Raw genomic sequence first — 12,532 nt, forward strand, 5'->3', positions numbered from 1 at the left:
CAACCTGCCGGCGCCGGGGTTACTGCTCCAGCATGATCGCCGCCCGGTGGCGTGGGCGCGGTCAGTCGCCCCGCACGCTGAACTCGTTGCCGTCGGGGTCGGCCAGCATGACGGCGCCGTCCGCGCCGACCTCGACCGAGGTGGCGCCGAGGGAGATCAGCCGGTCGACCTCCGCCTGCTGGTCGCCGGCGGCCGGGGCGAGCTCGAAGCGCTGCCGGTTCCGCCCCTTCTTCGGGGCTACGGGCGGGCCTCCCCACGCGACCTTCGTGCCGCCGCGCGGTGACTGGATCGCGGTCTCCTCATCCTGGTCCCACACCAGCGGCCAGCCCAGCGCCTCGCTCCAGAAGAGGCCGACCGCCCGGGTGCCGTCGCAGGCGAGTTCCCCGAGAGGACCGCAGCCGGCGAGGAAATTGTTGCCCGCCTCGATCACGCAGAACTCGTTGCCCTCGGGGTCGGCCAGGACGATGTGCTCCTCCTCGGGGAGCTGCCCGACGTCCAGGTGGCCGGCGCCGAGCTTCAGCGCCGTCGCCACCGTCTTCTCCTGGTCGTCGGGGGCGGTGCTGGTCAGGTGAAGGTGCAAGCGGTTCGGCCCCACCTTCTCCCCGGGGTTCGGAACGAACCGGAGGCCGGGCTGGGTGTCCCCGCCCGGCAGGAGCGGCCCACCGGCGTCCTCGACGATCTCCCGGCCGAGCAGGCCGGCCCAGAACTGCGCCAGACGAGCCGGGTCGTGCGCATCGAAGGTCACCGTCAGCAGAGGCGAGAGCATCACCGCACGATAGACACGGGTCAGCACGACAACAAGGCGTTTTCGAGCGGGCCGAAGATACGGCGGGTGGCGCGGGGCGGGCGGCCGGCTCAGGCGAAAGACCGGGCGTCGACGGGGCGCATCGTGCCAGGATGCTCGGCATGTCTGCTCGCGCGCTGAGCTTCGGACTGGTGGCGGAAGCCTACGAACGGTTCCGGCCGGGATATCCCGAGGAGCTTTTCGACCTGGTGATGACGTACGCCGGCCAACCCGTTCGATCTGCCCTCGAAATTGGCGCCGGGACCGGCAAGGCGACCCGACTGTTCGCCGGGCGCGGGATCACGGTCACCGCGACCGAGCCGGACGGAGCCATGCTCGCCGAGCTGCGTAAGCACGTGCCCGCGAACGTCGACCTTGTCCAGGCCGCGTACGAGGACCTGCGACCAGTATCGAGCTACCGGCTGGTCTATGCGGCGGCGGCGCTGCACTGGACGAACCCGCAGGGGCGGTGGTCGCGCATGGCCGCGCTCCTGGAGCCGGGTGGGATGTTCGCCTCGTTCGGCGGACCACTGCAGCTGGCCGACCCGGCTGTCGAGGAAGCGGTGCGCGCGGCCCGGGCACCGTTCCTGGACAGCGACGACGTTCCGTCTCCGGATGGGACGCCGCCGGAGCATGACATGCAATGGCCGGGCTCGGAGCTTCAACGGTCCGAGTGGTTCGCCGACGTCCAGCAGTCGGTGATCGAGCGGCGTCTGACGATGAGCGCCCGCGACTACGTCGGCCTTCTGTCGACCGTCTCGGCCTACCTCGAACTGCCGGCCGCCGCGCAGGAGCGGGTGTACGGCCGGATCCTGCGGGTCCTGCCGGAGACCGTCGAGGTCGCCGCCGACATCACCGCCCACCTCGCGCGTCGGACCCGCGAGCCATAGCGCCCCCATGCGGGCTACGGCAGACAGCGAGCCGTTGGCTCCGGACGCGCCGGGTGCGAGACTGGCCTCCTTCCACCGAAGGGCTGGGGGTATGCGGATGAGAGCGGTCGTGTACGACCGTTACGGGCCTCCGGACGTGTTGCGGATCGACAATGTGCCCACGCCGTCCCCCGCCGCCGGGCAGGTGCTCGTCAAGGTCGCGGCGACCTCGATCAATCTGAGCGACTGGGAGACCCTGCGCGGCTCGCCGCTGTACTCGCGCATCGGTGGGCTGCGCTCCCCAGCTCGCCGGATCCTCGGCTCGGACATCGCCGGATGGGTCGAGGCGGTCGGCCCGGCCGTCACCCGGTTCCATCCCGGTGACGAGGTGTACGGCGACAACCTCATGCTCAAGGGCGGCTTCGCCGAGTACGCGATCGCCCCTGAGTCGGTGCTGGCCCGCAAGCCCGCGGCGCTGACCTTCGCCGAGGCGTCGACGATTCCGCAGGCGGGCGTGATCGCGTGGCAGGGGACCGAGGGCGCCCGACCCGGGCAACGGGTCCTGATCAACGGGGCCGGCGGCGGCTCCGGTTCGTTCGCGATCCAGCTCGCCAAGCGACTCGGTGCCCGGGTGACCGGCGTCGACAACGCGGGCAAGCTCGACTTCATGCGGTCGGTCGGCGCGGACGAGGTGATCGACTACCGCAGCCAGGACTTCACCCGCGGCGGCCCGTACGAACTCATCCTCGATCTGGTCGCGCACCGGTCGGTGTTCGCCTACCGCCGGGCCCTGGCCACCGGTGGCCGCTACCGGTGCGTGGGCGGGTCGGTTCCGGCGCTGCTGCGCGTACTGACAGTCGGCTTCGTCGCCGGTCGGCTCACGCGCCGCCGGCTGGGCGTGCTCGCCGTCAGGGAGGGGCCGGCGCACTTCGCGCCGGTGGCCGATCTCTGCGTGGCGGGTGACCTCGGCATCCACATCGACCGCACCTTCACCCTCGACGAGGTGCCCGAGGCATTGGCGCACGTCGGCGAGGGACGCGCCCTCGGCAAGGTCGTCGTGACCGTGAGCTGACCCCGCTTCGTTTCAATGCCCGGATGGACGCCGACGCGGTCGCGGTCGCGGTCGCGGCCACCCGGCCACTGCGCCCTGCCGGCGAGCAAGCCCTCTCAGCTCAGCGGCGGGCGCCGGCGCCCGGTGGCGGTCCGGTGTCCGCCGGCGCGACGGCGGCGAACCGGGCCGGCGGCAGGCCGGACACCCCGACGTCGGCCGTGAACACCGCTCCCGACAGGTCTGCGCCGTCCGACCGGGCGGTGGTCACGAACATCCGCCGCAACCCCGGGCCACCGAACGCCAGATTGCTGACCAGCGGGACCGGCAGTCGCAGCGCCCGGTCCGGCGCGAGGTCGGCGGTGTGCCGCACCAGCAGTCCGGATCCCCAGAGCGCCACCCACACCCCGCCGGCCGCGTCCACGGTGAGCCCGTCGGGGTGGTCGACCCGCACCGACGCGACCGGGCGGCCGTGTGCGTACGCGGTGACCGTGCCGGCGAACGTGTCGGCGTGGTAGAGGATGCTCCCGTCGGGGCTGGTGTCGACGCCGTTCGACGCGCCGATGCCGGCGGCGACCACGTGGTGGCGCAGGTCCGGCCCGACCGAGTGGAGGACGCCGCGGTGGGCGCGGGTGCGGTCGATCGGCCCGACGTACAGGCGGCCGTCGCGCCCGCAGACCGCGTCGTTGAGCGCCAGGTCGGCGGGGCCGGGCAGGGTGAGCAGCGGGCGGAACGCGCCGTCGCCGGGGTCGAGGTCGCCGAGGTCGCGGCCGGAGATGCCGAGCCAGCCGCCGTCGGCGCGTGGCACGACAGCGCTGATCGGCCGGTCGCAGCGGGTGCCGTGGGCGGCGGCGCCGGCCGGGTCGACGGTCCAGAAGGTGCGGCCGGGAACGTCGACGAGGTGCAGCCGCCCGGTCGTGTCGTCCCAGACGGGGCTCTCACCGAGCGTGCAGCGCACGTCGCCGAGCACCGCCCACTCGACGTCGTCGGGGGTCGTCACAGCCATCGGGCCCGCAGGTCGGGGCGCAGCCACGCGGCGGGGGACGCGATGGACAGGCCGCCGTCCACCGGGAGCACGGCGCCGGTGACGAAGTCGGCGGCCGGGGAGGCGAGGAACGCCACCGCGGCGGCGACGTCCTCGGGCCGGCCGACGCGGCGCAGCGGGTAGCCCTCGGTCACGCCGGGCAGGTCGGCGTGGCCGATCATGCCGGGCGCGACCGCGTTGACCCGGACGCCGGCCGGCCCGTACTCGAGGGCGAGTTGGCGGACCAGCCCTTCGACGCCGGCCTTCGCGGCGGCGTAGCCGGGCAGGCCGGGCGCGGCGAGGGTCGCGTTGACCGAGCTGACCGCGACGACGGCCGCGCCGCGCGGCAGCAGCGGCAGCGCCGCCCGCAGCACGTAGAACATGGAGGAGAGGGTGGCGTCGAGGGCGATGCGCCACTGGGCGTCGGTGGTGCGGGTGGCGGGAGCGACCGGCATGACCGCGGCGGCGGGCACCACGACGTCGAGCCGGCCGAGGATGCGGTGCGCCTCGGCGACGGTGGCGGTGGCCGCGTCCGGGTCGGCGCAGTCGGCGACCAGTTCGGCGGTGAACGCGGGATCGGAGTGCGGGTCGAGGGAGACGCCGACGACCCGGTCACCGGCGTCGGTGAACGCGCGCCCGATCGCGGTGCCGATCGGTGAGGACGCGCCGACGACGAGCACGCCCCGGCCGCTCATCCGCCCAGCCCGAGGTCGGCGAGGATGGCGGTGAGCGAGTCGTGGCCGGCGGCGTCGAGCGGGCGGGCCGGTGAGCGGACGGTGGCGTCGGCGATCAGGCCGCGGCGTACGAGGACCTCCTTGTGCACGGCCCAGGCGATGCCCGGTTGCAGGCCGAAGAGGATCAGCGGCAGCAGGCGGCGGAACGCGGCGCGGGCGTCGGCGTGCCGGCCGGCGGTCCAGTCGGCGAGGACGGGTGCCAGCAGGTCGGGGAATTCGCAGGCGGGCATGGTGCCGACCGCGCCGCGGGCGTACTCCTCGAGGCTGAACTGGGCGTTCTGCCCACCGAGGACGGCGAAGCTGTCGTCGGCGCGGGCGGCGACCACGGCGGCGACCTTCGGCGCGGTCGGCGGGGACTCAACCTTCACGGAGGTGACGCCGTCGAGCTTGCCGAGCTCGGCGATGAGCGCGGGCGCCATGGTGACGCCGGTGGCGCCGGGCGCGTCCTGGACCATGACCTCGACGCCGGCGGCCGAGGCCACGTCGCCGTAGAAGGTGAGCAGCTGGTCGGGGGTCGGTTTGACCATGAACGGGGGCAGCACCATGAGCGCGGTGGCGCCGCCGGCCACCGCGGCGTCGGCCTGTTCGATCGCGGTGACGGTGGACGTGCCGTTGACACCGGCCACCACCGGGACGGCGCCGGCGACCACCTCGGTCACCGTGGCGAGGATCCGCGTCCGCTCGTCGGTGGTGAGCGCGAAACCCTCGCTGGCCATGCCGAAGACCGCGACGCCGGTGACACCGCTGGCGAGTTGGAACTCGGTGAGCCGGCGCAGGCTGGACAGGTCGAGGGCGCCGTCGGGCCCGAACGGGGTGGCGAGGATCGGCACGAGGCCGTGCACGGTGTGGGGCACTCAGGACTCCTTGGCCAGGGCGTGGACCGTCTCGGCGTCGACGTCGACGCCGAGTCCGGGTCCCGCGGGCAGGTCGAACGCGGCCGGGTGCAGGGGCACCGGCCCGGTGAGGATGCGCGACCCGACCTCGGTGGAGGTCGGCTGGTACTCGAACGCGGCGAGGTCGGCGACCGCCGCGGCGACGTGCAGGCCGGCGGCGAGGGAGACGCCCAGGCCGACGGAGTGGTGGGGTGCGACGGGCAGGTGCCGGGCGGCGCACAGCTCGGCGATCGCCATCGCCTCGGTGATGCCGGTACGGGCCACGTCCGGCTGGGCGATCCGCAGCGCCCGCGCGTCGAGCCACTGCGCGAACTCGTACCGGTTGCGCAGGGTCTCCCCCACCGCGATCGGCACGGTGGCGCGGGCGGCGAGTTCGGCGTGGCCGGCGACGTCCTCCGGGGCGAGCGGCGCCTCCAGGAACCAGGCGCCCCGGTCGGCGAGGCCGCGGGCCAGGGCCACCGCCTCGTCCACCGCGTACGCCCAGTGCGCGTCGACGGCGATCCGCAGGTCGGGCGCGGCGTCGCGGACCGCGTCGACGGTGGCGAGGTCGGCGGCGACGCCGTTGCCGAGGTGCAGCTTGACGGCCGCGGCGCCGCGGTCGGCCCAGTCGCGGGCCAGCGCCGCCCGTTCCGGGTCGGTGGGGCGGGGCAGCCCGGAGACGTACGTGGGCAGCCGGGTGCGGAACGCGCCGCCGAGCAACTGGGCGACGCCGAGGCCGCTCAGCCGGCCGGCGAGGTCCCACAGCGCGATGTCGACGGCGGCGAGCGCGTCGGCCTGGTGGCCGACGAGGTGCCCGCGTTCACGCATCAGGTCACGTAGCCGGTGCCAGGCCGGGCGCGGCGCGGTGGCGTCCATGCCGACCAGCACCGGCGCGAGGAGCAGGTCGACGATGGCGGCCGGCACCTCGGGCGCCACCGGGGCCAGCGCCTCCCCCCACCCGGTGGTGCCGTCCTCGGCGACCACCTCGACCAGCATCGTCTCGTACCGGGCGGAGTAGAGGCTGCGCCACGGCTCGCGGACCTCGTAGCCGCCGCCGATGACGCCGCCGTCCCGCTTCGGCCCCAGGTACGCCTCGTCGGCCTGGACCTTCAACACGTGGGTGCGCACCTCGCGGACCCGCATCACGCCTCCGTCCCGCAGGCCAGCCGCACCGGCCGGGACCGCCGGTCGCCGACCTGCACGACGTAGGTGAACGCGGCGGACACGTCGTCCACCGGCACGGTCCACTCGGTGGGCAGCACGTCGCGGTCGAGGTGCCGCCAGGTGGCGCCGTCGTCGAGCGACCAGTGCAGGGTGGCCGGTTCCCGGGTGGCCGCCTGCACGTGGGCGTGGTAGCGGCTGCCGTCCGGCTTGGGGATGAGGATGCCGCGGACCGCGCCGTCCGGCCCGTCGCCGAATTGGTGGGCGCCGACCGGCGCGGCGGCGCGGTGCAGTGGCACGTCGAGTGCGAGGCCGTACACGATGACCGCGGTGATGCCGTGCCCGGACACGTCGACGGTGAGCCGGTGGTCGACCACCACGGTCTCCTGCGGCGCGCCACGGTCGTGGATCACCGCGGCCCGGTACGGCTGGCCGGGGGCCATGGGCACGCGGGCCGGGTCGAGGGTGACGGTCACGGTGGTCGGGGTGGCCGCGGCGTTGGTGAGGCTCAGGCACAGCCGGTCCCCGCCGTCGGCGGCGATCCAGTTGACCTGCTCGGTGTCCAGCCGCACCAGGCCCTTCGGCAGCCACAGCCAGACCCCGTCCTCGCCGTGGAACCGGCCGGGCGCGTGGCCGTGGACGCGGTAGGCGAACCAGACGTAGGTCTGCTCGAACACGCCGGGGAAGGAGATGGCGCCGCCGGAGCGGGTCTCGTGCTCGGCGACCAGGTAGTCGACGGTCATGCCGAGCTGGGCGGGGGCGTGGTGGTAGTAGATCGTGGTGTTCCCGAACGGCCCGGTGTACGGGAAGTCGGGGCGGAGGTGGTGCACGGTGAACTGCCGGTAGTAGTAGCCGGGGTAGTTGGTGAACCGGCCGACCAGCGCGTTGTGCGCGACGTCGCGCAGCAGGTCGTCGCCGCTGTGCGCGGCGAGCCGGAGCAGGAACGGCGCCCAGGCCGGGTTGAGGGTGAAGCCGTTGAACCGGTACGTGTTGACCGCCTCGATGCCCAACCCGGTCGGTGACACCTGCCAGGCGGGCACCTGCTCGTCCGGCACGTCGTCGGCGGGGTATTGGTACAGGGCGGCGGGGTCCCACCAACCGGTGAGTTCGATCTGCCGGTCGACGAACAGCGGCCGCTGCGGCACGGTCACCGTGCCGTCGGGCACCGGTCGGGCGAACACCATGGTGACGAACCGTTTCGCCTCCCGGTACGCGGCGTCCAGGTAGCGGCGCCGGCCGGTCTCCTCGTACATCTCCAGCAGTTCGACCCAGGCGCGGCAGTAGTAGACGGCGAAGTCGTGCGGGTCGGCCTCGCCGCCGTACGGCTGGTCGAGTTCCTCGGCGACGTACCGGTCGGCGGCCTCCTCGGCCTGTTGCCGCAGCTTCGCGTCCCCGGTCATCCGGTACGCGGCCAGCGGCGCGCTGATCGGGGTGCGCTTGAGCCAGTAGTCCTGCGTGTCCAAGGCGGACAGCGCCAGGTCCCGCGCGGCGGTGAGCGCGCCCCGGGACAGTGTGTGCAGCGGGGCGAGGGCGGGCGCGCCGAACGGCGTGCCGCACAGCGCGTTCCTCGTCGGGTCGCCGTAGACGGTGGCGTCCTGGCGCGGCGTCCAGCCGTAGCCGTTGCGGGACAGGTGGAACTCGACCGTGGGCAGCGCGCGGCGCTCGTACAGCTCGTCGTCGCCGGTCAGCAGGTACGCGCCGAGCAGCACCGAGGTGGTGGTGGCCCGGACCGCCTGGTCGTTCTCGATGTCGATGAAGCCCTTGGCCCGACTCCACCAGCCGCTCGGTGAGCCCTGGTAGTCGACCCGGTCGTCGGCGGTCGGGCCGGCCTTCATCAGGTCGATGAGGTGGTGCACGGTGTCGGTGAGCGAGGCGTGGACGTTGCGCCGGTACGCCGTGTAGCCGTACTCGCCGCGCAGCAGGTCGCGGTAGGCGTCGTACAGGTCGGCGTGGGCGGCGTACACCCCGACGGTGAACCGGTACGGCTCGCCGGCGCGCCGGTCGGCCCGCCGGCCGTACTGCGGGGCGTAGAGGGTGGGCTGCACGGCGCCGTCGGGGGTGCGCAGGCTCATCCCGAACGGCTGGTCGTCGTCGCCGCGGGCCGACTCGTACTCGAACGGCAGCTCGGACGCGGGGGCGAACAGGCCGGTGGTGACCGGTCCGCGCTGCACCAGGCACATCGGCGCGAACAGCTCGTCGCGGCCGACGGACGCCGGCCCCCCGACCATCCGGGCGTGCCGCAGCGGCCCGCACAGCACCTCGTCGACCTCGTCGTCCGGCGCGGCGGCGAACGCCCGGTAGGCGACCACGAACCGGCCGTCGACGCGCGGGACCAGCTCGATCGTCGCGCTCGGGTGCCGGCCGGCCAGCCGCCAGGTGACCGTGAGGGAGAACAGCTCGCCGTCGCCGTGCAGCCGCACCGCGTCCGGGCCGAGCGGCTCGACGGCGTCGAACCAGACGGGGTGCGCGTCGAGGGTCCGCTGCGGGTCGCGGCGGCTGCCGTTCTCGCCGTGCAGCACCACCCACCGTTCGCCGAGCGGTTCGCCGACGCGTTCCCAGCCGTGTCCGTCCCGGATCAGCAGGTGCGTGGCGTACCCGGACCGGTCGTCGCCCCGGACGGCCGTGACCTCCAGACGGTACGCGGCGCCCTCGACCGCGGTGAACGGCTGCACCAGCGCGGCGGCCGGGTCGGGGGCGGCGGAGGGGCGGCCGACGGCGGGGACGGCGCGGGGGCCGAGGTCGACCACCTCGACCGGGGCGAACCCGGCGGCTGTCGCCACCGCCGTGACGCCGACGCCGCCGCCGTCGAGCGGATCGGGGTCGGTGACGGTCGTCGCGACGCGCCCGTCGACCGCGACGGTGATCCGGCCGTCGGCGACGGTGACCTCGACGGGTAGCCACCGGTCGAAGTCGAAGGCGCAGATGTCGTCGGCGAGCAGTTCGTCGTGCCCGTCGGCGTGCCGCAGCACCGACAGGTACCGCACGCCGGTGCGCACCCGCAGCCGGATCGCGTACCACCGGTCGGGGTCGGCGTTGAGGCGTAGCTCGGCGGCGCTGACGTCGGCGCCGTGCCGTGGCTCCGGCAGCCGGAGCGCGGCGCGGACCGCGTAGTTGCCGGTCATCGCGGCCAGCGGTGTGCCCAGCAGGTGCCGTCCGCCGGGGTGACCACGACCGTCGAGTTCGACGGTGCGGTCGAAGGGCTGGCCGGCCCGCTCGTGTGCACGCTCAGATGTCATTGCGGCATCCACCAGAGACGTTTCTGCAACTCGTATGCAATCGGCGGTTGACACGATGCAACATGAGCGCCACTCTGACACAGCAATGGATGGCACGTCCAGAAGGAGATGCCGGGTGGCGAGTGATCAGGGCACCAACCAGAGCGTCGAGAAGGCGGCCGCCGTGCTGAACGCCTTCCTCACCGGCCAGCCCGCGCTACGGGTCTCCGACGTCGCCCGCCACGCCGGCCTCGGCCAGTCCACCGCGTCCCGCCTGCTGGCCACGCTGGAAACCTGCGACCTCGTGCAACGCGACCAGGTCAGCGGCCTCTACCAGCTCGGCCCGGCGCTGATCACGATGGCCGGCGTCGCCCTCAACAACCACCCCGTGCACCGCGAGGCCCGCCAACGCGCGCAGACCCTCGCCGCCGAGCTCGGCCTCGGCGCCAACGTCGCCATCCGCAGCGGCGCCACGCTGTTCTACCTGTGCAACTTCGAGGGGACCCTGGCCCCCCGGTCCTTCGTCCTCATCGGCCAGCACAACCCGCTGCACGCGACCGGGCTCGGCAAGTGCCTGCTCATCGGCACCGACCCCGAGCAGCGCCGGGCCCTCCTGCCCGACCTGCCCGCCTACACCCCGTCCACCATCACCGACCACGCCGCACTCGACGCGGCCGTCGAGCGGGCCACCCAGCGCCGCTACGCCACCGAGGTCGAGGAGCTGGCGCGCGGCCGGGCCTGCGTCGCCTCCCCGATCCTCGACCACACCGGCACCGTCTGCGCGGCCCTGTCGGTCTCCGGACCACTCTCCGCGATCGCCCTGGACACCCGGGAGGCTGAGCTGTCCCGCATGGTCATCGAAGTCGCCGACGCGATCAGCACCGGCCTGGGCTACCTCGGCCCCGCCGACCGCGTCCCCGCCCGCATGCAGGCCGTCCGATGAGCGGCCGCAGCGAGCGCCGCCCGAGCGTGCCCAGCGAGCGCCGTCCGATGAGCGGGCTCAGTGAGCGGAGCGGAGCACCGGCATGAGCACCGACACCGCCCGCCCGGACACCACCGGCCGCACCCCCGAATCCCCGCCGCCCGGCGCCCGCCCACCCCGCACCCTCGGCGACGGCGCCTTCGCCGTCCTGCTCATGCTGCCCGCGCTGGCGATGCTCGCCGCGATCGTCGTCTACCCGCTGGTCGCGTCCCTGGTCACCGCGTTCTTCGAACAGAGCCTCGTCGAACCCGGCCGCACCTTCGTCGGCCTGCAGAACATCACCGACCTGCTCGGCGGTGACTTCTGGCGGTTGCTGCGGCAGACCCTGGTCTTCACCGTCGGCGCCACCATCGCCCCGTTCCTCGTCGGGCTGGCCCTCGCCCTGGCCCTGAACACCCGGATCCGCGGCCGAGCCACCCTACGCGGCCTGCTGCTCATCCCCTGGCTGGTGCCCAGCGTCGTGGTGTCGTTCCTCTGGATGTGGATCTTCAACGCCAACTACGGCCTGGCCAACGGCGCGCTGGAGGCGCTCGGCCTGATCGACTCCCCACAGGCGTGGCTCGCCGGGCCGGGCACCGCGATGACCGCCGTCATCGTCGCCAAGACCTGGGCCAGCTTCCCGTGGATCATGGTGATGCTGCTTGCCGGCCTGCAGACCGTACCCGTCGAACTGCACGAGGCCGCCGAGACCGACGGCGCCGGCGCCGTGCAGCGGTTCTTCGCCGTCACCCTGCCCCACCTGCGCGGCATCATCGGCATCGTCCTGCTGCTGGAACTGATCTGGAACTTCCAGCACTTCGACCTGATTTACGTCATGACCGGCGGCGGCCCCGCCGGCGCCACCGAAACGTTCGCCACCGCCGTCTACGAGACCGCTTTCCAGGGCTTCGACCTCGGCCGCGCCGGCGCGCTGGGCCTGCTCTGGATGGTGCTGCTGCTCGCCATGGTCGCGATCTACGTCCGCCGGTCCGAGCGGGAGGGACAGCTGTGAGCAGACGCTCCGCACGAGACACCCGCGGCTCCCGCGCCGCCGCGTGGACCGCCGTCGTCATCCTCGGCGGGTTCGGTCTGCTGCCGGTCTACTGGATGCTCGCCACCGCGTTCACCCCGGCCCAACAGACCTTCCGCTACCCGCCGTCGTTCTTCCCGACCCAGCTCACCCTGGACAACTTCGCCCGGCTCGCCGACGAACCCGACCTGCTCCGCTACCTGGTCAACAGCCTGATCGTCTCCGTCGTCACCGCGGTCCTCAGCGTCGTCGTGTCCGCCTACATGGGCTACGCCTTCTCCAAGTTCCGCTTCCGCGGCCGGCGCAGCCTCATGTACTTCGTGCTGTCTTCGCAGATGTTCCCCCAGGCGCTGCTGCTGGTCACCCTCTACGCCCTGTTCAGCGCCTACCACCTGCTCGACACCTACACCGCGCTGGTGCTGTCGTTCACCACGTTCACGCTGCCGCTGTGCGTCTGGATGCTCAAGGGCTTCTTCGACACCATCCCCGACACCCTCGTCGAGGCGGCCCGGGTCGACGGCGCGTCCCGGCTGCGCACCATCCACTCGGTCATCCTGCCGCTGTCGGCGCCCGGCCTCGTCGCCGCCGGGTTGTTCGCCTTCGTCCGCGGCTGGAACGACTTCATCTTCGCCCTCACCCTGGCCGGGCGCGAGAAGACGACACTGCCGCCCGGCCTGGTCAACGCCTTCCTCGGCGAGGCGACCGCGCAGTGGGCCGAACTCATGGCCGCGTCGCTGCTCGCGTCCCTGCCCGTCGTGGTCGCGTTCATCGCGCTGCAACGGTTCCTGGTCGGCGGCATCACCGCCGGCGCCATCAAGGGATAACCACCACCCG

At 73.4% G+C, this 12,532-nt stretch carries 11 protein-coding genes; 5 read left to right on the forward strand and 6 right to left on the reverse strand.

The window, feature by feature from the left end; genetic code table 11:
• Positions 1-61: 61 nt before the first annotated feature.
• Complete coding sequence (locus O7603_RS08525) at positions 62-766, reverse strand: VOC family protein (protein ID WP_281575143.1); 705 nt, start codon at positions 764-766, stop codon at positions 62-64.
• A gap of 140 nt (positions 767-906) precedes the next feature.
• Here O7603_RS08525 and O7603_RS08530 point away from each other — a divergent pair, with 140 nt between their 5' ends.
• Complete coding sequence (locus tag O7603_RS08530; RefSeq protein ID WP_281575144.1) at positions 907-1,674, forward strand: class I SAM-dependent methyltransferase; 768 nt, start codon at positions 907-909, stop codon at positions 1,672-1,674.
• A gap of 97 nt (positions 1,675-1,771) precedes the next feature.
• Positions 1,772-2,725, forward strand: coding sequence for an NAD(P)-dependent alcohol dehydrogenase (locus O7603_RS08535; RefSeq protein WP_281575145.1), 954 nt, complete (start codon positions 1,772-1,774; stop codon positions 2,723-2,725).
• A 100-nt stretch (positions 2,726-2,825) separates the two neighbouring features.
• Here O7603_RS08535 and O7603_RS08540 read toward each other — a convergent pair whose 3' ends face one another.
• The 5 genes from O7603_RS08540 to O7603_RS08560 are packed head-to-tail and all read right to left on the reverse strand — an operon-like array spanning position 2,826 to position 9,728.
• Positions 2,826-3,707: an SMP-30/gluconolactonase/LRE family protein gene (locus tag O7603_RS08540; protein ID WP_281575146.1), complete on the reverse strand. Its 882-nt coding sequence runs from the start codon at positions 3,705-3,707 to the stop codon at positions 2,826-2,828.
• Positions 3,698-4,420: an SDR family oxidoreductase gene (locus tag O7603_RS08545; protein WP_281575147.1), complete on the reverse strand. Its 723-nt coding sequence runs from the start codon at positions 4,418-4,420 to the stop codon at positions 3,698-3,700. Before O7603_RS08545 ends, O7603_RS08540 begins: the two co-directional genes overlap by 10 nt.
• A complete protein-coding gene (locus O7603_RS08550) occupies positions 4,417-5,313 on the reverse strand; it encodes a dihydrodipicolinate synthase family protein (protein ID WP_281575148.1) in 897 nt (298 codons plus the stop codon). Before O7603_RS08550 ends, O7603_RS08545 begins: the two co-directional genes overlap by 4 nt.
• Complete coding sequence (locus O7603_RS08555) at positions 5,314-6,474, reverse strand: mandelate racemase/muconate lactonizing enzyme family protein (protein ID WP_281575149.1); 1,161 nt, start codon at positions 6,472-6,474, stop codon at positions 5,314-5,316.
• Positions 6,474-9,728 carry a hypothetical protein gene (locus O7603_RS08560; protein ID WP_281575150.1) on the reverse strand — a complete coding sequence of 1,085 codons (3,255 nt, stop codon included), beginning with the start codon at positions 9,726-9,728 and terminating at the stop codon, positions 6,474-6,476. The genes O7603_RS08555 and O7603_RS08560 overlap by 1 nt, the downstream gene beginning before the upstream one ends.
• 115 nt (positions 9,729-9,843) lie before the next feature.
• Between O7603_RS08560 and O7603_RS08565 the strand changes: the two genes are divergently transcribed.
• The 3 genes from O7603_RS08565 to O7603_RS08575 all read left to right on the forward strand — a co-directional run bounded on the left by O7603_RS08565 (position 9,844) and on the right by O7603_RS08575 (position 12,522).
• The gene (locus O7603_RS08565; protein WP_281575151.1) at positions 9,844-10,650 is read left to right on the forward strand and encodes an IclR family transcriptional regulator; all 807 of its coding nucleotides are present in this window, start codon (positions 9,844-9,846) and stop codon (positions 10,648-10,650) included.
• An 82-nt stretch (positions 10,651-10,732) separates the two neighbouring features.
• The gene (locus O7603_RS08570) at positions 10,733-11,680 is read left to right on the forward strand and encodes a sugar ABC transporter permease (RefSeq protein WP_281575152.1); all 948 of its coding nucleotides are present in this window, start codon (positions 10,733-10,735) and stop codon (positions 11,678-11,680) included.
• Positions 11,677-12,522, forward strand: a complete 846-nt coding sequence (locus O7603_RS08575) for a carbohydrate ABC transporter permease (RefSeq protein ID WP_281575153.1) — start codon at positions 11,677-11,679, stop codon at positions 12,520-12,522. The genes O7603_RS08570 and O7603_RS08575 overlap by 4 nt, the downstream gene beginning before the upstream one ends.
• The last annotated feature ends 10 nt before the right edge of the window (positions 12,523-12,532 follow it).

The organism is Micromonospora sp. WMMD812 (assembly GCF_027497215.1).
GTDB lineage: Bacteria > Actinomycetota > Actinomycetes > Mycobacteriales > Micromonosporaceae > Micromonospora.